This window comes from Geothrix oryzisoli (genome assembly GCF_022808865.1).
In the GTDB taxonomy this organism is placed as follows: Bacteria; Acidobacteriota; Holophagae; order Holophagales; family Holophagaceae; genus Geothrix; species Geothrix oryzisoli.
Genome location: NZ_JAKZLB010000003.1, coordinates 543,484 through 560,627, shown reverse-complemented (window position 1 = coordinate 560,627; position 17,144 = coordinate 543,484). Strand labels below are relative to the sequence as shown.

Annotated in this window: 17 protein-coding genes; 12 read left to right on the top strand and 5 right to left on the bottom strand. The window is 67.3% G+C overall.

Annotation, left to right across the window (positions count from 1 at the left end; translation table 11 throughout):
* Positions 1 to 79 precede the first annotated feature (79 nt).
* The gene (locus MLE43_RS10680; RefSeq protein ID WP_243303808.1) at positions 80 to 2,347 is read right to left on the bottom strand and encodes an NACHT domain-containing protein; all 2,268 of its coding nucleotides are present in this window, start codon (positions 2,345 to 2,347) and stop codon (positions 80 to 82) included.
* A 498-nt stretch (positions 2,348 to 2,845) separates the two neighbouring features.
* Between MLE43_RS10680 and MLE43_RS10675 the strand changes: the two genes are divergently transcribed.
* Entirely contained in the window at positions 2,846 to 3,343 is a 498-nt protein-coding gene (locus MLE43_RS10675) for a DinB family protein (protein ID WP_243303806.1), read from the top strand.
* A gap of 270 nt (positions 3,344 to 3,613) precedes the next feature.
* Here the strand turns inward: MLE43_RS10675 and MLE43_RS10670 are convergent, their stop codons facing one another.
* Positions 3,614 to 4,630 carry an oxidoreductase gene (locus MLE43_RS10670; RefSeq protein WP_243303805.1) on the bottom strand — a complete coding sequence of 339 codons (1,017 nt, stop codon included), beginning with the start codon at positions 4,628 to 4,630 and terminating at the stop codon, positions 3,614 to 3,616.
* A gap of 256 nt (positions 4,631 to 4,886) precedes the next feature.
* Here MLE43_RS10670 and MLE43_RS10665 point away from each other — a divergent pair, with 256 nt between their 5' ends.
* The 8 genes from MLE43_RS10665 (at position 4,887) to MLE43_RS10625 (ending at position 12,762) form a co-directional block, all read left to right on the top strand.
* Positions 4,887 to 5,477 (top strand): hypothetical protein, encoded by a 591-nt coding sequence (locus MLE43_RS10665; RefSeq protein WP_243303803.1) that lies wholly within the window; start codon positions 4,887 to 4,889, stop codon positions 5,475 to 5,477.
* Positions 5,478 to 5,506: 29 nt separating this feature from the next.
* Positions 5,507 to 7,465 (top strand): tail fiber protein, encoded by a 1,959-nt coding sequence (locus tag MLE43_RS14895; protein WP_275976159.1) that lies wholly within the window; start codon positions 5,507 to 5,509, stop codon positions 7,463 to 7,465.
* Between the two features lie 91 nt (positions 7,466 to 7,556).
* Positions 7,557 to 9,209, top strand: a complete 1,653-nt coding sequence (locus tag MLE43_RS10650; RefSeq protein WP_243303801.1) for a collagen-like protein — start codon at positions 7,557 to 7,559, stop codon at positions 9,207 to 9,209.
* Between the two features lie 91 nt (positions 9,210 to 9,300).
* Positions 9,301 to 9,723 carry an Rrf2 family transcriptional regulator gene (locus tag MLE43_RS10645; RefSeq protein WP_243303799.1) on the top strand — a complete coding sequence of 141 codons (423 nt, stop codon included), beginning with the start codon at positions 9,301 to 9,303 and terminating at the stop codon, positions 9,721 to 9,723.
* Positions 9,724 to 9,777: 54 nt separating this feature from the next.
* Positions 9,778 to 10,641 carry an SDR family oxidoreductase gene (locus MLE43_RS10640; RefSeq protein WP_243303797.1) on the top strand — a complete coding sequence of 288 codons (864 nt, stop codon included), beginning with the start codon at positions 9,778 to 9,780 and terminating at the stop codon, positions 10,639 to 10,641.
* Positions 10,642 to 10,746: 105 nt separating this feature from the next.
* A complete protein-coding gene (locus tag MLE43_RS10635; protein WP_243303795.1) occupies positions 10,747 to 11,202 on the top strand; it encodes an aminoacyl-tRNA deacylase in 456 nt (151 codons plus the stop codon).
* A 78-nt stretch (positions 11,203 to 11,280) separates the two neighbouring features.
* A complete protein-coding gene (locus MLE43_RS10630) occupies positions 11,281 to 11,814 on the top strand; it encodes a hypothetical protein (protein WP_243303793.1) in 534 nt (177 codons plus the stop codon).
* Positions 11,815 to 12,009: 195 nt separating this feature from the next.
* On the top strand, positions 12,010 to 12,762 hold the full coding sequence (locus tag MLE43_RS10625; RefSeq protein WP_420843197.1) for an SDR family NAD(P)-dependent oxidoreductase: 753 nt from the start codon (positions 12,010 to 12,012) through the stop codon (positions 12,760 to 12,762).
* Here the strand turns inward: MLE43_RS10625 and MLE43_RS10620 are convergent.
* Positions 12,743 to 13,108 (bottom strand): antibiotic biosynthesis monooxygenase family protein, encoded by a 366-nt coding sequence (locus MLE43_RS10620; protein ID WP_243303790.1) that lies wholly within the window; start codon positions 13,106 to 13,108, stop codon positions 12,743 to 12,745. The two genes, MLE43_RS10625 and MLE43_RS10620, sit on opposite strands and share 20 nt — an antisense overlap.
* A gap of 114 nt (positions 13,109 to 13,222) precedes the next feature.
* Here MLE43_RS10620 and MLE43_RS10615 point away from each other — a divergent pair, with 114 nt between their 5' ends.
* From MLE43_RS10615 to MLE43_RS10605, 3 genes are all read left to right on the top strand, one after another.
* A complete protein-coding gene (locus MLE43_RS10615; protein WP_243303788.1) occupies positions 13,223 to 14,005 on the top strand; it encodes a helix-turn-helix domain-containing protein in 783 nt (260 codons plus the stop codon).
* A gap of 88 nt (positions 14,006 to 14,093) precedes the next feature.
* On the top strand, positions 14,094 to 14,873 hold the full coding sequence (locus MLE43_RS10610) for an alpha/beta fold hydrolase (RefSeq protein ID WP_243303786.1): 780 nt from the start codon (positions 14,094 to 14,096) through the stop codon (positions 14,871 to 14,873).
* A gap of 64 nt (positions 14,874 to 14,937) precedes the next feature.
* Entirely contained in the window at positions 14,938 to 15,492 is a 555-nt protein-coding gene (locus MLE43_RS10605; RefSeq protein ID WP_243303784.1) for a hypothetical protein, read from the top strand.
* Between the two features lie 10 nt (positions 15,493 to 15,502).
* Here the strand turns inward: MLE43_RS10605 and MLE43_RS10600 are convergent, their stop codons facing one another.
* Both MLE43_RS10600 and MLE43_RS10595 read right to left on the bottom strand, forming a co-directional pair.
* Positions 15,503 to 16,369 (bottom strand): hypothetical protein, encoded by an 867-nt coding sequence (locus MLE43_RS10600; RefSeq protein WP_243303782.1) that lies wholly within the window; start codon positions 16,367 to 16,369, stop codon positions 15,503 to 15,505.
* Between the two features lie 121 nt (positions 16,370 to 16,490).
* Complete coding sequence (locus tag MLE43_RS10595) at positions 16,491 to 17,102, bottom strand: hypothetical protein (RefSeq protein WP_243303781.1); 612 nt, start codon at positions 17,100 to 17,102, stop codon at positions 16,491 to 16,493.
* Positions 17,103 to 17,144 lie beyond the last annotated feature (42 nt).

Genomic DNA, 17,144 nt, shown 5'->3' with positions numbered 1-17,144 from the left:
AATGGAGTTGTGACAGATTGTCCTAAAAAGTATTTCGGGCAGGTGCTATTCAATTATAATAACTGCCGAGTCAACCCCTTCAAACCGCACGTGCTCGAACAAGAAACGGATCGGATGAATTCATCGGTGCTTCCAACATAGACTGGACTCTTCTTCGCTGGCCTTGCACAGGATGCCATAACTTGGTCCCACGAACTGTTGCAGTAAAAGCGATGCCTTCCGACTGCAATAGAGCGAGCAAATTCCGCACCTTTGCCTGAGCTTCTTGGCCCATTCCACGCGATAGGGCATTTTCCTTTCGTCCGTTTCCACGCTGAAAATATAGTTTGCGTAGCATGGTGAGAGCAACGCGAATTCCGATTGGCATTTCAGTAGACCTTAGAATGTCGGCATTTGTAGAAACATCATCAAAAATATCACCATCACAGCCTTTGATCCATTCCGGGAATGATTTCGCACTGTCGTAGCCAAACACACGCTCGAACAAACAGTCTTCTATTTGCAAATCGGTCGGCGCAGATTCTGGTGCATGAAAATCACCAATCATAATAGATTTAAGAGTCAATCTTTTAGGAATGGGTCCATCTCCAAGATCGAGCAGAGGCAACATTCCATCCTTAATTGTTATTCCTCCAAAATCAATTTCATCCATATTTGATGTTGCCCGAGCCACCTGAACAAGATCCAATGCAAGCATGTCAGCACCCCACCGACGAAGGGCTTCAGCGCACGCGGTTGTCGTTCGTCCAGTCGCAGCTCGATCATCCGCCTCGCGTAATTTGTTTGTGGCCAAGTCAACTCCAACTGGGCCCATGCAATTACGCCAACGCCGGGCATTTGGTTCTTCGTAGGGGGTCAGAGCGAATCGGATAACATCACCGGCCCGAAGAACGTCGAGCAATTGGTCATCTAGAAATATTCGCCCGCCATCGGTCTGATCTCGGGTGGAGAGCCCAGGAAGGCGCATAAGGAGCGGGCGGGCTGCCTCATCAGGTTCCATGCCGGTTGATCGACGAAAAGCTTCGAATATCTGCGCCTCTGTAATTGGGCCAAGGCCCGAAGCCGTAACCCGAGCTTCAGAGGCAAGTGATTCCAAAATATGGCGAACAGAAGTAGCATCAAGATATTCATGAATACCTGCCTCGCGTTCACACGTTTTTGCAACAATATTATCCCAAGCCCTCGATGGCGCGGATTGATCATCCCCCTGAAGAATTTCTGACAATAGGTTGCCTCTTGACAAGTAACCTAATAGTAAAGGTCGATTGGGAAGCCAGTCTGGTAATTCATCAGTAAAACCTCGACTACGAAGATAGTTTCTCATTTCAGATAATGAAAATCCATCTAACGTCAATCTCGTTGTTACGTCGCTCAGGCCGAGTGCAGAATCCATCTCTCGTCGGTTATCAAAGAAATGATCTCGCCCAGCTACAATAAACCCTTGTCCATTTTTTGTGAGTTCTGAGAATTTTTTTGCTAATACGACAGCAGCCCGCCTAGCCTCTCTCATCCGGGCAGGATCGCGGGGAGTCCATTGAATCGAAGCGGCCTCATCAAATCCATCCAATAATACAATTAATTTACCCGCATAAAGTGCTCGAACAAGTTGGTTTGGGTTGGTAAATCCAATATATCTAGCGTGGCGCTCTAGCGCTTCTGCAACGTTTCGCTGGCCCCAGTGATCGCGGAGATTAAGTAATATTGGCGTCCGATGGATTTCACCCTTAGATCGTCGCTTTCTAAGTTCAAAAAATATCTCTCGAAGAGTGACCGATTTACCCATTCCATAGTCCCCAAGGAGGACCATTTGTTCTCCTGCAATCAATTTGTTTGTCACTTCCTTTACCGAGAGTCCACTTCCATCAACCTCATCGCGAATAACCATTGTTTGATATTCAATTCCAGTTAAATCATGTGAGTCTGTATCTGGATTTGTCGCACTTCCAAATGGGTAGTTTTTTCGCAACTCTAAGTATCCATCAACATCAAGAATTTTTCGTTCGAATTGACTCAATGAAAGTATTTCAATATTTTTACTCTGAGCTTCCGTGCGTTGATCAGCTGTTGGCTCTTCCTCCGTGATAATCCACAGTTTTACCATTCGGCCCTTCTTGTATCGTTCGTCACGATATTTTACCATTTTTTTTGCATCATCTCGAACTTTATCAAGAGTTCGCATTCGAGTGCATTCAAAATAATGTGTAAGGTCTTCTGTTTCAAAAATACAATCTCGTTCGCGTCCGTCGACTATAAGAGCACCACCATCTCCATCAAATCGCCCCCAAAGCGCTCTCGCGATTCGCCTAACTTCATTTTCAAACTCAGCCCCAGTAGTCCATGGATTCATTTTATATTCCTTCCGTAAATAATATTATTTCTTGCATATTGAATTTTTAATGTTTGATGCAATTTGGCATAATATTTTTTGGTGAATAACAATTAAATTGCCTGTTTTTATAATTTATTGTTTATTTACAATCAGACCTGGATTTGAGAACTGTAAGCTGCGATCTAAAAATTATATACACCATTCCCTCATTATTATCAAGAGACTTGATGAAATGCACATACGATAGCCACTTTGACTCATATCGATAAATGCGCCCCCCCAGCCTCCTGCAAGACCAAGCCGAAGGCGGTTCCCAGCAGAGCAGGGAGAGGGCCGGGGCCTTGTTGCTGTGCTGTTTCGTCGCAAAGTATCACTGGAGTCACTGAATTCAGTGGCTAAAAGCAGTTGATTAACGGCCCGGCTCTACGCCTGTTCAGGAATCCGCCTGAATCCGTGTCCATCCGTGGCTCATCACAAGTTTTTGGCCGCCAAGCCGACCTCTGAAATACTCCGCCCATGCTCCAGGACACCCCCTCCTTCCTCGCCTACTGGCGCAACGCCCGGTCCCGCACGGTGCGGGTGCTGGAGGCGCTGACGCCCGAGGACCTGGAGTGGGCGCCGGCGCCCGGGGCCTTCACCTTCGGCGACCTGTTCCGTCATCTGGCGGGGCTGGAGCGGTTCATGTACGCGGAGAATGTGCAGGGCCGCCCCAGCATCTACCCGGGTCACGGGGCTGAACTGGCCGCGGGCCTGGACGGCGTGCGCGCCTACCTGGACCGCTGCCACGCGGAATCCATGGCGATCTTCGGCGCCCTCACGGACGCGGACCTGCGGGCCCCCTGCGTGAACCCTGCCGGAGCCCAGATGGCCACATGGAAGTGGCTCCGCGCCATGGCCGAACACGAGGCCCACCACCGCGGCCAGCTCTACCTCATGGCCAGCCTCCGCGGCCGCCCCGTCGCCCCCCTCTTCGGCCTCACCGAAGAACAGCTCGCAGCGGCGTCCAAGGCGTAAAGCCGTTGAGGTCGCCGGAACCCGCACCGCGCCGGTTCGGGGAAGGGTTCTTTGGCCGGGGATCGATGGGATGGCATTTCCTCCTTTTCATCCCCTCCATCCTGGCTAAATAGCTTTTTTCGTTAGCCGGGATGAACCGGATGCACAGGATGGCGGGCATCCAGGCCCAGTCCCGGCGTTCATCCGGTTCCACCCCGGCCATCTCGTCGCAGCACCTCACTGAATCAGCGGCCACACAGCGGCTCCTGCCCACCCCTCACGGCCAAGCGCTCACGCGTCGAACCGCACGCCGGTGAGCTGCTCGCTCAGGGTCCACAGGCGCTCGGCGGCGGCGGGGTCGATGGCGTAGGGGCGCACGCCGGCCTTCCCGGGGGCCTCGGGCAGCAGGACGGGGGCCACATCGCAGTCCTGGCAGTAGACGCCGCCCAGGCCCGCCGCCTGCGGGTGGGCCGCGCACCACACGGAGGTGGCCGCGCCCTGCTCCGCGTTCTTGAAGTCGCCGCCCTCGGTCACGGAGCGCCCCGCAGGCACGGTGCCCGGGCCATCCGCCGCCGTCAGCCCGGAGGCCTGGCGGTCCTCCGCCGTCATGTGCCGGCCCAGGTCCGTGAGGATCGCGCCCGGATGGACGGCGAAGGCGCGGACGCCCTTGGCCGCGCCGCGCCGGTCCAGGCCCACGGCGAAGAGCACATTGGCGGTCTTGGCCTGGCCGTAGGCCTGCCAGCGGTCGTAGGGCCGCCGCTGGAAATGCGGATCGTCGAAGTCCACGCCCGCCCGCTGGTGGGCGCGGGAGGAGAGCGCCACCACCCGCGCGCCGCCGGGCTGATGCCCGCCCTGCAGCAGCGCCGGCCAGAGCCGGGCCGTGAGCTGGAAGTGCCCCAGGTGGTTCGCGGCGAACTGGGCCTCGTACCCGCGCGCGTCCCGCTGGAGGGGCGTGGCCATGATGCCCGCGTTGTTGATGAGCATGTGCAGGGGCCACCCCGAGGCCAGGAACGCTTTCGCGAAGGCATCGATGGAGGCCGGATCGAGCAGGTCCAGCGCGGCCACTTCCACGCGGCCCCCCACCTGGAGGAGGCCGCCGAGCCCCCGGCGGGCCTTGTCGAGGTCGCGGGCCGGCACCACCACCGTGGCCCCGGCCCCGGCCAGGACCCGGGTCGTCTCCAGGCCGAGGCCCGCGGCACCGCCCGTCACCACCGCCACCCGGCCCGCCAGGTCGACCCCCTGGAGCACCTCCCGGGCCGTGGTGGCAGCTCCGAAGCCGGACTGGATGGGCGTCTGGGGACTCGACATGGGGCCGCTCCTCGCAAGAAAGGGTCAAGGCTCATTGGATGCCTTCCGGGGCTGAAAGGATCCGGCTCCGGCCCGGGGCGCATTCCGATGAGCATCTCCTCAATCCGCCTCGTTACAGCCTCGTGACCAACCCATCACGCCCTATTTGCAGAGATTCATTATTGCTTGACACAACTAATAAAAAACAATCATTCATCTCTTGACATACTCCAATGGATCTATGAAGAATAAGTCCTTCCACTACTGAAAGATTTCTATGCGCACACGCACACGACTTGCGGGCGCCGGTCTGGCGGCCGGTCTGCTCCTTCCTCTGCTGGCCTGCCTGGGGGGAAGCCGTCAGGCCTCCACGGCGAATGGCGCGTTCCTGGTGCAGGTGAGCCCCGGCAGCCTGAGCATCCCAGCCGGCGGCGGCGGGTTCGCCACCGTGACGACAGCCCGCGGCCTGCCCCACTTCCCCAATGACCCGGGGCCCCTGACCCTCGCCCTGGACCAGGCGCCCGCCGGGGTGATCGGCAGCGGGACCATCGCGGCCGACCACACCTCGGGAACCCTGGCCCTCCTGGTGGACGCCTCGGTGGCGCCCCGGGTGATCCAGGGCCTCCGGGTGAAGGTCAGCGGCAAGGGCGGGGTCGCCGTGGCGACCTTCGACCTGACCATCGCGCCGCCCCTGCCCCCCGGGCAGATCCGGGCCGACCTGGTCCAGGCCAGCGGCGCGCAGCAGCAGGGCGGGACCTACGGCAACACGCCGGTGGTCCAGGAGCCCGTGGCCGCCACCGCCGCCACCGACAGCGCCCAGGTCCAGACCGTCCGCCACGGGTTCCACCCGGCCGTGCCTTCCAACTGACCCCTTTCAACCCCGTTTCGCGAGCACCCATGGTCTTCCGCCCCTCCCTCCTCACCCTGGCGCTGAGCGTCGGCCTGGCGCCCGGCCTGCACGGCCAGGCCGCGCCCGCCCTCTCCTACGCCGCCCCGAACCCCGAGGTGGCCTACCAGGGCCGCCTGACGGAAGCCGGCCTGCCGGTCACCGGCACCCGCAGCTTCACCTTCACCCTCCTGGACAGCCAGAGCGTGGCGCTCTGGACCTCCGGCCCCCAGGACCTCGCCGTGAACAACGGCCTGTACGCGGTGGAGCTGGGCGGCGCGGGCATGCCCGCCATCCCCACGAGCCTCCTGGGCACGCCGAACCTCAAGCTCCGCGTGGCCATCAACGGCGTGACGCTCATCCCGGACACGGACCTGGTGCCCGCGCTCCAGGCCCGCAGCGCCTTCGAGTTCTCCGGCCCCCTGGCCGGGGATGTCGCCGGCACCCAGAACGCCACGGTGGTGCTGCGCCTCAACGGCATCCCCCTTGACCCCACCGCCCCCGCCGCCGGCCAGGCGCTGGTGTTCAACGGCTCCACCTGGGCCCCCGCCACGGCGGCGGGACCCATGGGACCGGAAGGGCCCGCGGGCCCCATGGGCCCCGCCGGTCCCCAGGGTCTCGCCGGTCCGCAGGGCCTCCCGGGCCTGCAGGGCGCCCCGGGCGCCCCCGGCCCCGTGGGCCCCATGGGCCCTGCCGGACCGCCCCTCACCTTCCGCAACGCCTGGAGCAGCACCACCGCCTACGCGCTCGGCGACGCCGTGGCCGAGAACGGGACGACCTATGTCGCCCTCGCGGGCAGCCTCGCCATCGATCCCGCCACGGACGCCGCCGGCTCCGGCGGCCACTGGGCGGTGCTGGCCGCCAAGGGTGATCCGGGGCCCGTCGGTCCCAGCGGCCTCACCGGCGCCACGGGAGCGGCCGGACCGGCCGGCCCCTCGGGCGCCACCGGCCCCGCCGGACCGGTCGGTCCCATGGGTCTCACCGGTGCCACCGGGGCGACCGGGGCTACCGGCCCGGTTGGACCGCAGGGCCCCCAGGGCCTTCAGGGACTCACCGGCCTCACGGGCCCGACGGGTCCCATGGGACCGTTCGGCCCCGCCGGACCGCAGGGCGCCACCGGCCCCCAGGGCCCCGCCGGGCCTCCCGTCTCCTTCAAGAACGCCTGGAGCGGCAGCAGCGCCTACGCCATCGGCGACACCGTGGCGGAGAACGGGTCGAGCTACATCGCCCTCGCGGCCAACCTCAATGTGGATCCCGCCCTGGACGTGGCCGGGTCCGGCACCACCTGGGCGCTCCTGGCCGCCAGGGGCGCGGTCGGCCTGCAGGGTCCCCAGGGACTCACGGGCCCCGCCGGGGCCACGGGCGCCACCGGCGCGATGGGAGCCACGGGGCCCCAGGGCCCCCAGGGACCGCAGGGGCTCACGGGTCCCGCCGGGGCGACGGGTGCCACTGGCGCGACGGGGGCGACCGGCCCGGCCGGGCCTCAGGGACCGCAGGGGCTGACGGGCGCGCAGGGTCCGGCCGGCACCGCCGCCACCGTGAGCGTCGGGACCACCACCACGGGCATCCCCGGTGGCTCCGCCACAGTGACGAACTCGGGGACCTCCAGCGCCGCCGTGCTGAACTTCAGCATCCCCCAGCCCCCGATCATCTCGACCATCCCCCTCGGCTGGCAGCAGACGGGCACGGTCAAGGCCCTGGGGCTCAACTACATCATCGCGCTGGTGGGGATCTTCCCGCCCAATGGCGGCGGTGGCAGCACCAGCTACACGGAGCAGTTCATCGGAGAGGTCCGGATGTTCGCGGGCACCTACGCCCCGGACGGCTGGGCCTTCTGCAACGGCCAGCTCCTGTCCATCGCCTCGAACAACGCCCTGTTCGCCATCCTGGGCACCACCTACGGGGGCAACGGGTCCACCACCTTCGCCCTGCCCGACCTGAGGGCCGCCGTGCCCATGGGCCCCAAGTAGCAGCCGACCCGACCGCCGCCCCGGGCTTCGTCCACCGCCGCCCGCGGCACCTCGTCCTCCACCCCGACCGCCACCCCCTTCAAGAGGTCCCATGCCCTTCCGTCCCTCCCTCCTGACCCTGACGCTGGCCAGCCTGGCCGCCGGCCTGCACGCGCAGGGAACCCCCGCGCCCGCGGTGGTCCTGGCCGCCCCCGCCCCCCAGGTGGCCTACCAGGGCCGCCTGACGGAGGCCGGGCTGCCCGTCACCGGCACGCGGAGCTTCACCTTCGCGATCCTCGACAGCCAGGGCACGGAACTCTGGAACTCGGGCGCGCAGAATGTCTCGGTGAACAACGGGCTCTACGCGGTGGTGCTGGGCGGCACGGGCATGCCCGTGATCCCCGCGGCCCTGCTGGGGACGCCGAACCTCAAGCTCCACCTGGCGATCAACGGCGTGCCCCTGACCCCGGACTCGGATCTGGTGCCGGCCCTGCAGGCCCGCAGCGCCTTCGAGTTCTCCGGCCCCCTGGCCGGGGATGTGGGCGGCACCCAGAACGCCACGCTGGTGCTGCGGCTGAACGGCGTGCCCCTGGACCCCGCCGCGCCCGCCGCCGGCCAGGCCCTGGTCTTCAACGGTTCGAGCTGGGCCCCCGCCACGGCGGCGGGACCCATGGGACCGGAAGGCCCGGCAGGCCCCGCGGGTCCCATGGGCGCGACGGGTCCGCAGGGACCCATCGGCCTGACCGGGGCCCCCGGGCCGCAGGGCGCCACGGGCCCCCTGGGTCCCCAGGGGCTGCCCGGCACCGCCGGAAAGACCGTCCTCCATGGCATCGTCCCGCCCACGGCCAGCCAGGGCGTGGATGGGGACTTCTACCTGGATACCGCCGCCAGCGTGCTCTACGGCCCCAAGGGCGCCCTCATCACCGGCGCCTGGCCCACCCCCGGCACCAGCCTCGTGGGACCGGCCGGTGCAACGGGCGCCACTGGGGCCACGGGCCCGCAGGGCCCCATCGGACTCACCGGCGCCACCGGCCCCCAGGGGCCCATCGGACTCACCGGCGCCACGGGACCGCAGGGCGCCACGGGCGCCACCGGCCCGCAGGGGGCCACCGGGGCGACGGGCGCCACGGGCCCGCAGGGCCTCGCCGGGCCCATGGGCCTGACCGGCCCCGCCGGAGCGGCCGCCACCGTCACCGTGGGAACCACCACCACGGGCGCGGCGGGCACCTCCGCATCCGTCACCAACTCGGGAACCTCCAGCGCCGCGGTGCTGAACTTCACCATCCCCCAGGGCGTCGCGGGCACCTCGGGAGCGGCGGGCCTGCAGGTGCTGGACAAGAACAATGTCGTGCTGGGCAAGGTGACCCGCGCCGACAGCTACGGCTACACCGTCCTGACCTCCACCGGCTACCTGCTGGACATGTCCTGGGATGGCACCGTCTATCCCGCCCAGGCCTGGTTCACGACCTACACCGGCGGCGTGTGCAGCGGGACGGTCTACCTGAATGACGGCAACGGCGGCACGGGCGGCGCCCTGCTCTGGGGCAAGACCGCCTACTGGGTGGGCTCCAAGAACAGCTTCATGGTCCCCCAGAACGTCAACGGCTCCGGCATGAGCATCTCGGTGTCCTTCACCAGCCAGGGCATCGACAACCCCACCTGCTATGCCTCCGGCGGCTCCGCCAGCGGCTGGCAGCTGACCACCATCACCAACGCCGCGCTGGGCCTGCCCGCGACCATCGTTGCCCCGCTGAAGCTGCAGTAGGCCGGCCCAAGGGGCCGCGCGCGTCCTGCTGCGCAGATTTCGATTGACCGGACCTCAATTCGGAACCATTCTGGTTGCGGATTGAGGTCCCATGACCAACACCCGCTACACCGTCGCCATCCATGTGCTCACGCTGCTGGCCTACGCGGGGCCCGAGGCGCTCACCTCGGAATACATCGCCGGCAGCGTGAACACCAACCCCGTGGTCATCCGCCGCATCCTGGCGGGCCTGCGGGTGGCCGGCCTGGTGCGCAGCCAGGGCGGGCCGGGAGGCGGCTGGCAGCTGCTCCGGGCCCCGGACGCCGTGAGCCTCCTGGAGGTGCTGCGGGCCGTGGACACGGAAACCTCCTTCCCCCTGCACGCCACGCCCCCGAACCCGGCCTGCCCCGTGGGCCGGTCCATCCAGGCCCTCCTCACGGGCCACTTCCACGCCGCCCAGGCCGCCATGGAACGGGAGCTGGCCCGCGTCAGCCTCCGCGACCTGCTGGAGGATGTGAAGGCCCAACCGGCCTGAATTTTTTTACCTTTATCCGCAACCATATTGGTTGCATTTTCTATGGGAGTCCCCATGTCCGCCCCCCTCGTCGTCACCGGCGCCACCGGCCAGCTCGGCCGTCTCGTCCTCCAGTCCCTCCTGAAGCAGGTCCCCGCTGGCCAGCTCGTGGCCGCCGTGCGGAGCCCCGAAAAGGCGCAGGACCTCGCCGCCCTGGGCCTCCAGGTGCGCCGCGCCGACTACAGCCACCCCGAGACACTGGCCGAGGCCTTCCGCGGGGCCGGCAAGGTGCTGCTCATCTCCTCCAGCGAGCTGGGCCAGCGCTCCACCCAGCACCGTGCGGCCATCGACGCGGCCAAGGCCGCCGGGGTGCAGCTCCTCGCCTACACGAGCCTGCTGCGCACCGACACCACGCCCCTGCCCCTGGGCCTGGAACACCGCCAGACGGAGGAGTACCTCAAGGCTTCGGGCCTGCCCTTCGTTCTGCTGCGGAACGGCTGGTACACGGAGAACTACACGGCCAGCATCCCCCCCTCCCTGCAGCACGGCGTCTTCCTGGGAAGCGCCGGGGACGGGAAGATCGCGTCGGCCGCCCGGGCCGACTACGCCGAAGCCGCCGCCGCCGTCCTGCTGAAGCCCGACCAGGCGGGCCGCGTCTACGAGCTGGCGGGCGACACTGCCTACACGCTGGCCGATCTGGCCGCCGAGATCGCCCGCCAGGCCGGGAAGCCCCTGACCTACCAGAACCTGCCCGAGGCCGAGTACCTGGCCATCCTCATCGGTGCGGGCCTGCCAGAGCCCATCGCCCGCCTCCTGGCCGAATCGGACACGGGCGCGGCCAAGGGCGGGCTCTTCGATGACTCGCGCACCTTGAGCCGCCTCATCGGCCGGCCCACCACGCCCATGTCTACCTCGGTGGCCGAAGCGCTCAAGGGTTGAGGAACACCACCACCGGGGAACCATCCCAGGGCCCGACGAGCCCGGGATGGCGCCCCGCCGGGTTCCGCCCCATCCTTGGTTCGCTCTGGGTCCGAGGAGGCTGCCATGCCCATGACCAGGCTCGAGGAATTCCTCAACAAGAACGGGGTGGCCCACCAGGTCATCCCCCATCCCCTGGCCTTCACGGCCACCTCGGTGGCGGGGGCCGCGCACATCCGCGGGAAGGAGATGGCCAAGACGGTCGTGGTGAACCTCGACGGCCACCTGGCCATTGCCGTGGTGCCCGCGGACCGGAAGGTGGACCTGGAGCGCCTGCGCCAGGCCGCCGGGGCCGTGTCCGCCGAGCTCGCCGACGAGCGCGAGTTCAGCGGCGACTTCCCCGGCTGCGAACCCGGCGCCATGCCGCCCTTCGGAAACCTGTTCGGCATGCCGGTCTACGTGGAGCCGCACCTGGCGGCCGACCCGGAGATCGCCTTCAACGCCGGGTCCCACACGGAGTTGATCCGCATGGCCTACAAGGACTTCGAGCGGCTGACGCACCCGAAGCTCGTGGACATGTAGCGCGGCGACCCATCCCGACCTCCGGCAGGACGGGGAGGCAGCCCCTGGGCCCAGGCCCGGGCGGGTTACCATCCCCCCATGGGGTCTGTGCTGCTGCTCTTCCTTCTTCCCGTCGGGGGCGGCATCCCCGCCGGCGTGCTGCTGGCCCGGTCCAAGGGCCTGGCCTGGCCCACCACCGCGGGGCTCTACTTCGCCTCGGATGTGCTCCTGGCCCTGGCCTTCGAGCCCATCCTCCGGCTGCTCGTCCTCCTGGCGGGGAAGGTCCCCTTCCTGGCCCGGTTCGGCGCGGCGCTGAAGGAGGCCATGACCCGCAGCGCGGCCCACGTCGGCGGCACGGGCGCGGGCCCCATCGCCCTGGTCCTGATCGCGTTCGGCGTGGATCCCATGACCGGCCGCGCCTCGGCGCTGGCCGCGGGCCACGGCTTCCTGGCGGGCTGGGGCTTCGCCATCGCGGGCGACATGCTCTACTACGCCGTCATCGCCATCACCACCCTGCGCCTGAATGCCTACATCCGCGACCCGAACACCACCATGTGGATCGTCCTCGGCGCCATGATCATCGTGCCCGTTCTGGTCCGCTATCTACGCTCCCTCATCGTGGCCCGCCCGTAGCCCCGATCCGCGGCGTTCCGCGGGTTCCCGGCGGGGTCTTCCCGGAAATTTTGTGGCTCCGGGGCCCGCCAGAGCGAAGAATGGTGCCGTGGTAGGCCGATGCTGAGGAACCAGCTTTCCCACCATCCCCAGATGTTTCTCGCCGGGAAGGACCTTCCCCAGGCTCTGCCCTGCCACGCCACCGAGGAGGTTGCCATGCGCCTGAAGGGCAAGACCATTCTCGTCACCGGCGGTGCCAGCGGCATCGGGCTGGCCACCGTGGAGCGCTGCCTGCAGGAGGGCGCCCAGGTCGTGCTGGCCGACCTGCCCGGCCCCGCCGGCGGACTGCGCGCCCAGGAACTGGACGAGCACCACCCCGGCCGCTGCCTCTTCCTGCCCTGCGATGTCACCTCCACCGACCAGGTGGACCAGCTCATCGCCGATACGGTGGCGCAGTTCGGCAGCCTGGACGGGGTGTTCAACAACGCGGGAGTCGGCGGCATGAATCCCGCCGACAGCTACTCCGACGCCGCCTTCCTGCGGGTGATCGACATCAACCTGACCGGCGTGTTCCGCGTGGCGCGCGCCGCGCTGCGCCAGATGTACCGGCAGGGCCGCGGCAGCATCGTCAACTGCGCCTCGATCCTGGGCCTGTTCGGCCAGACCATGACCGCGGCCTACTCGACCGCCAAGGGCGGCGTCGTGAACCTCACGCGCACGCTGGCGCTCGAAGCCGCCACCAAGGGGGTGCGGGTGAACGCCGTCGGCCCCGGCTACATCGACACGCCGCTGCTGTCGGCGCTGGACGCCAACGCCCTCGAGGCCCTCGTCGACCTGCATCCCCTCGGCCGCCTGGGCCGCCCGGAGGAAGTCGCCAACGCCGTGCTGTACCTGCTGAGCGACGAGGCCAGCTTCACCACCGGCGCCCTCCTGATGGTGGACGGCGGCTTCACGGCCGGGAAGTCCTGATGGCGGCGGCCTGGTAGGTCCCCCGCACCATCTCGACGCCCCAGCGCTTCAGGGCCGCAGGCAGGTCGAACCCGAGCCGCTGGTAGTGGACTCGGACCTCCCGGCCCGCGTCCTCGTAGGCTTCGCGGCTGGCCCAGGCGGCAAGGGTCACGAGGTTGAAGGCGGAAGCGCCGTCCCGCTGCTCGAGGACCAGGTGGCCGCGGAAACCCGGCAGGGTCCGGATGAAGGCCAGGTTCTGCTCCATCCGGTTCGTGAACGCCGCCCGATTGGCCTCGGGCACCACGAAGCAGTCGTGCAGGAAGTAGAGGCCGGGTTCGCGATCCAAATCGAAGGTGAAGGTGGACATGGGAGGGCTCCTTGGGGGCGGGCGGAAGGCCCGCGCCGCCCCCTGATTCTTGTCGCGACGACCATTGGGAACTTGTATGAATTCAGTGGCTCCGGGCAGGGGTAGGATCACTCCATGCAGGTCCACTCCTTCGCTCCCGGCGAGGCGCTCGCCCCCTTCGTCCGCGCCTTCGAGATCATCGAGGTGGGCGCGGCGATGGAGAAGCTGCTCGTCCCGGAGACGGGCCTGATCCTGGGCTTCCGTTACTCGGGCTCCTCGAGCCTGGTGGACGGACCGGCCCGGGCCATCGTCCCGGACCAGGTGGTGACGGGCCTGCGGGCCACGGCCCGGCGCATGCTCACCAGCGCCGGCAGCGGGATCATCCTGGCGAAGTTCCGGGCGGGCGCCGCCGGTGCCTTCTTCGACCCGCCCCTGCAGCAGCTCTTCGGAGCCACCGTCGCCCTCGAGGAACTCATGGACCCCCGGGAGGTCGAGGCGGCCTCGGCCCGCATCCGGGCGGCCTGGACCCACCGGGAACGGGTGGACGCCCTCGAACAGTTCCTGCTCCGGCGCAGGGCGCGCAAAGCCTGGCAGGCGGATCCCCTCGTGGGCGCGGCGCTGCGGGCCATCCACGCCGACCCGGGCGCGATGCGCGTCGGCCCCCTCGCCCGGGACCTCGGGCTGAGCGTCGACGGACTGGAGAAACGGTTCCGTCGCGGCGTCGGAGCCTCGCCCAAGCAGCTGGCCTCCCTCCTCCGGCTGCGGCGCGCCCTCCGGGCACATCGCCAGGGCTCGCCCCTGACCCAGCTCGCCCTCGAGGCGGGGTACTACGATCAGGCGCATTTCATCCGGCAGGTCGTCGCGGCGGTCGGGATGGCGCCGCGGGCCTTCCTCCACACCTCGGAGTTCTGCCTCTGAGCCGAGGCCGGCGTGGGAAGGAAGTGGGCGAAGGTGGAGGGCGCGGCGGGGCGGGTCACGGTCCTCCCTGAAGCTGGGATACTGCCCTATGTCCCTTCCGGTTTCCGATCCCCCTCAGGCCCCCGTGGAGCGCCCGCTCCTGGTCCTGCTGCCGGGCATGGACGGCACGGGGCTGATGTTCGAGCCATTCGTGAAGGCCCTCGGCAGCTTCAAGGCTCGGGTGGTGCGCTATCCGGAGGGCCTGACTTCCTACGCGGCCTGTCTGCACTTCGCCCGGGTTCAGCTGCCCCGGGGCCGGCCCTACCTCCTGCTGGGGGAATCCTTTTCGGGCCCCGTAGCCATGGCCCTGGCGGTGGAGCAGCCGGAGGGCCTGGTGGGCCTCGTGCTTTGCGGCACCTTCGCCCGGAACCCCCGCCCCGGCCTGGCCTGGGCCGTGACGCTGCTCGGGCTCCTGCCGGGCCGCCTGCCCCTCGCCTTGCTCCGCTACCTGCTGCTGGGCCGCTGGGCCACCCCCGCCCTGATGGACCTGGCGCAGACCCTGGCTCCGCAGGTGCCCGCCGCCACTCTGAAGGGCCGCCTGCGGTCGGTGGTGACCGTGGACCAGACGCCCCTGCTGGGGCGGATCCAGGTGCCGACCCTCGCCCTCGTCGCCGCCCAGGACCGGCTGGTGCCACCGGCGGCCACGGACTGGCTCCGCAGCCACCTGCCCAACCTGGATGTCGTGCGGCTCCAGGGCCCCCACTGGCTCCTCCAGACCCGCCCCGACGCCGCGGTCCAGGCCATCGCCGCCTTCCTGGACCGCCTGCCGAAACCCCGGCCCGTCACGCTGGAAACCCCGGTGGCGGTGGAGGCTGACGGGGGACAGTAGAAGCGCGGGGGCCCCTCCGGGTTCCGCTTTCCGCTCCACGGCCGGTTCCTGGGATACTCGCCCCATGCCGTTCCTCTCCCGCCCTGCGATCCGCTGGTCCGTCCTCATCGCCCTCTGGGCGGTGGTGGGCGCGGTCCTGTGGATCGGACTGGTGCAGCTCTTCCTGCTGGCGCTGAACCCCTTCTGCCATGCGCAGCTGCCGGGTGTCGCCAAGGTGCAGGTGGTGAGCGTGGACCGCAACCCGGACAGCCAGATCACGGACTTCGCCACCGTGAAGCACCATGACGCGGAGCGGGTGCTCAACCTCTCCAAGGCCGAAGCCGCGGAGCTGCGCCCCGAGGACGAGGTGTGGATCCTCGACGCCTGGTACGCGGATGGCCTGCGCCCCACCCAGTTCCGCCTGACACTCCTCCGCGTGCTGCTCGAGTACCCGGTGCTCCTGCTGCTGCCCGCCGCCTGGGGCCTGTGGCGCGTGCGCCGGGCGAAACAGGTGGCCGACGCCGCCCCGCCCCCGCCCGTGCGCCGCGTCTTCACCGACGACTTCCACCTGCGGGCCCAGCGCTTCGCGAAACCCGCGGCGGAGAAGAAAGATCCGCCTCGGGACACCGAAGACAGCTGAGGACCGGACCCTACTTCGCGGGTTCCTTCGGGGGCTTGGGCGCCCAGAACGCGGGATCGCTGGCGACCACGGAGGACGAGGGATAACTCAGCTTGGGGTCGAAGGCGAAGAGCTGGTTCTCCACCCCGTTGACCGTCTCCGTGAAGGTCTTCTGCATGGCCTTGCGGCCCGCTTCGCCCAGGGCGTCCAGGAACGATTTATTGGCGGCATCCATGGCGTCCATGTCCGCCAGGGACTTCATGGGACGCAGCACCACGAAGGTGGGGGACCAGGTGCCGGCCTCCACCTCGTAGAACGCGAAGGAGGCCGGGAAGTGGCTCTTCTCGTAGGCGGCGAGGGCCATCTTCACGCCCTCCTCGAAGGCCGGGCCCATGCCCTGCTTGATGCGGAAGGTGCGCACCCGCATGTACCGCATCTTGCCGATCTCCACGGGCGGTCCGTAGCTCAGGTCCTTGCGGAGGGTGCCCAGGAAGCTGCGCGTGCCGCCGAGGTGGTCGCCGTCCTTCATGGAGATGGCGTCGATCTCCTTCTTGAGGGCCGGGTTGTGGTCCCCCTCGTTGTGCTTCGCCTCCCAGTCCGCGTACGAGCCGTAGCCCATGATGAACCAGGCCTCGGAAGGCCCGGTGAGCGAGCTCATGCCGAGGTAGTGGTCCGTGGACTTGCCCTTGGCGAGGACGCGGCCCCAGGCGGCCTCCGTGGCCGCGTGGGCCGCGCCGTGGCCCGGCTTGACCTCCTCGCGGTAGAACATCATGAGCGGGGGCGGCGGCTGGGGGCCGCCCTGGGCCCGCAGGGCCGTGAAGCTCGGCGCCAGCAGGGCCGGGGCCAAGAGAAAGGCCAGCCGGAAGGCCGGGAACGGGGAGAAGAGGGAATGCTTCATGGAAGCCCACCTCCGGAGGGCGGTCCCGAGGGTAGTCCTCATTCATTGTCCATACCTAGTATTTTTTATGTTGTAACACGATTGTTAAACCGTTTTAATCCAATTTAATACCATGCAATGATTATCCAAGCGAAGCAGTTCCGGCGGCCTGCCAGGCCTGGCGGAGACGCCCCCGCAGGCGCTGGATGGCGGCGGGATAGGCGGTCTTGTCCCCGTAGAGGTGGTATTCGGCGGCCGGCGTGGGGACCAGGTCCCGCAGGCGGGGGCCGTACTTCGCCTGGAGCAGGGCCAGGATCTGCTCGTAGCGCCACAGGGCCTCGTAGCGCACCGGCTCGCGCCAGACTTCGCAGGTGCCCCAGCGGATCACCAGATCGTCGCCCTCCTGATCCCAGGCCAGGTCCAGGGCGGAACCCGGCAGGTCGGGCAGCTGGCTGGCCAGCCGCAGCTTCAGGCGGTTGAAGCGCTCCCGGCCGTTCTCGATCTGGCCGATGTAGGCCCGTTCTCCCGGGGACAGCTGCGCCGCGTGGGCCTGCCACTGGTCCAGCGTCGGGTAGGGCAGCACCGCCAGCATGGGCCGGTCCGCGAAGCGGTGCTCGCCGGGGCACTGGCAGTCCTGCAGGGAATCATAGATCTCCGTCAGGCCATCTTCGAAGGTGCCCGTCCACCCGCAGACCGGGCAGGTGAGGAGGCGGGTCCTCCAATCGCCGAAGTAGTCCAGGATGAGCGCGGTCACGGGTGCCTCCAGGGATGGCAGGCTCCAGTCTTCCGCCATCCC

What these genes read in the sequence shown, in the direction of transcription:
- MLE43_RS10675 (WP_243303806.1), top strand. Translation starts at nt 2,846, where the DNA reads ATGCTCCAGGACACCCCCTCCTTCCTCGCCTACTGGCGCAACGCCCGG.
- MLE43_RS10605 (WP_243303784.1), top strand. Translation starts at nt 14,938, where the DNA reads ATGCCGTTCCTCTCCCGCCCTGCGATCCGCTGGTCCGTCCTCATCGCC.
- MLE43_RS10665 (WP_243303803.1), top strand. Translation starts at nt 4,887, where the DNA reads ATGCGCACACGCACACGACTTGCGGGCGCCGGTCTGGCGGCCGGTCTG.
- MLE43_RS10645 (WP_243303799.1), top strand. Translation starts at nt 9,301, where the DNA reads ATGACCAACACCCGCTACACCGTCGCCATCCATGTGCTCACGCTGCTG.
- MLE43_RS10670 (WP_243303805.1), bottom strand. Translation starts at nt 4,630, where the DNA reads ATGTCGAGTCCCCAGACGCCCATCCAGTCCGGCTTCGGAGCTGCCACC.
- MLE43_RS10610 (WP_243303786.1), top strand. Translation starts at nt 14,094, where the DNA reads ATGTCCCTTCCGGTTTCCGATCCCCCTCAGGCCCCCGTGGAGCGCCCG.
- MLE43_RS10620 (WP_243303790.1), bottom strand. Translation starts at nt 13,108, where the DNA reads ATGTCCACCTTCACCTTCGATTTGGATCGCGAACCCGGCCTCTACTTC.
- MLE43_RS14895 (WP_275976159.1), top strand. Translation starts at nt 5,507, where the DNA reads ATGGTCTTCCGCCCCTCCCTCCTCACCCTGGCGCTGAGCGTCGGCCTG.
- MLE43_RS10635 (WP_243303795.1), top strand. Translation starts at nt 10,747, where the DNA reads ATGCCCATGACCAGGCTCGAGGAATTCCTCAACAAGAACGGGGTGGCC.
- MLE43_RS10640 (WP_243303797.1), top strand. Translation starts at nt 9,778, where the DNA reads ATGTCCGCCCCCCTCGTCGTCACCGGCGCCACCGGCCAGCTCGGCCGT.
- MLE43_RS10615 (WP_243303788.1), top strand. Translation starts at nt 13,223, where the DNA reads ATGCAGGTCCACTCCTTCGCTCCCGGCGAGGCGCTCGCCCCCTTCGTC.
- MLE43_RS10600 (WP_243303782.1), bottom strand. Translation starts at nt 16,369, where the DNA reads ATGAAGCATTCCCTCTTCTCCCCGTTCCCGGCCTTCCGGCTGGCCTTT.
- MLE43_RS10680 (WP_243303808.1), bottom strand. Translation starts at nt 2,347, where the DNA reads ATGAATCCATGGACTACTGGGGCTGAGTTTGAAAATGAAGTTAGGCGA.
- MLE43_RS10625 (WP_420843197.1), top strand. Translation starts at nt 12,010, where the DNA reads ATGCGCCTGAAGGGCAAGACCATTCTCGTCACCGGCGGTGCCAGCGGC.
- MLE43_RS10630 (WP_243303793.1), top strand. Translation starts at nt 11,281, where the DNA reads ATGGGGTCTGTGCTGCTGCTCTTCCTTCTTCCCGTCGGGGGCGGCATC.
- MLE43_RS10650 (WP_243303801.1), top strand. Translation starts at nt 7,557, where the DNA reads ATGCCCTTCCGTCCCTCCCTCCTGACCCTGACGCTGGCCAGCCTGGCC.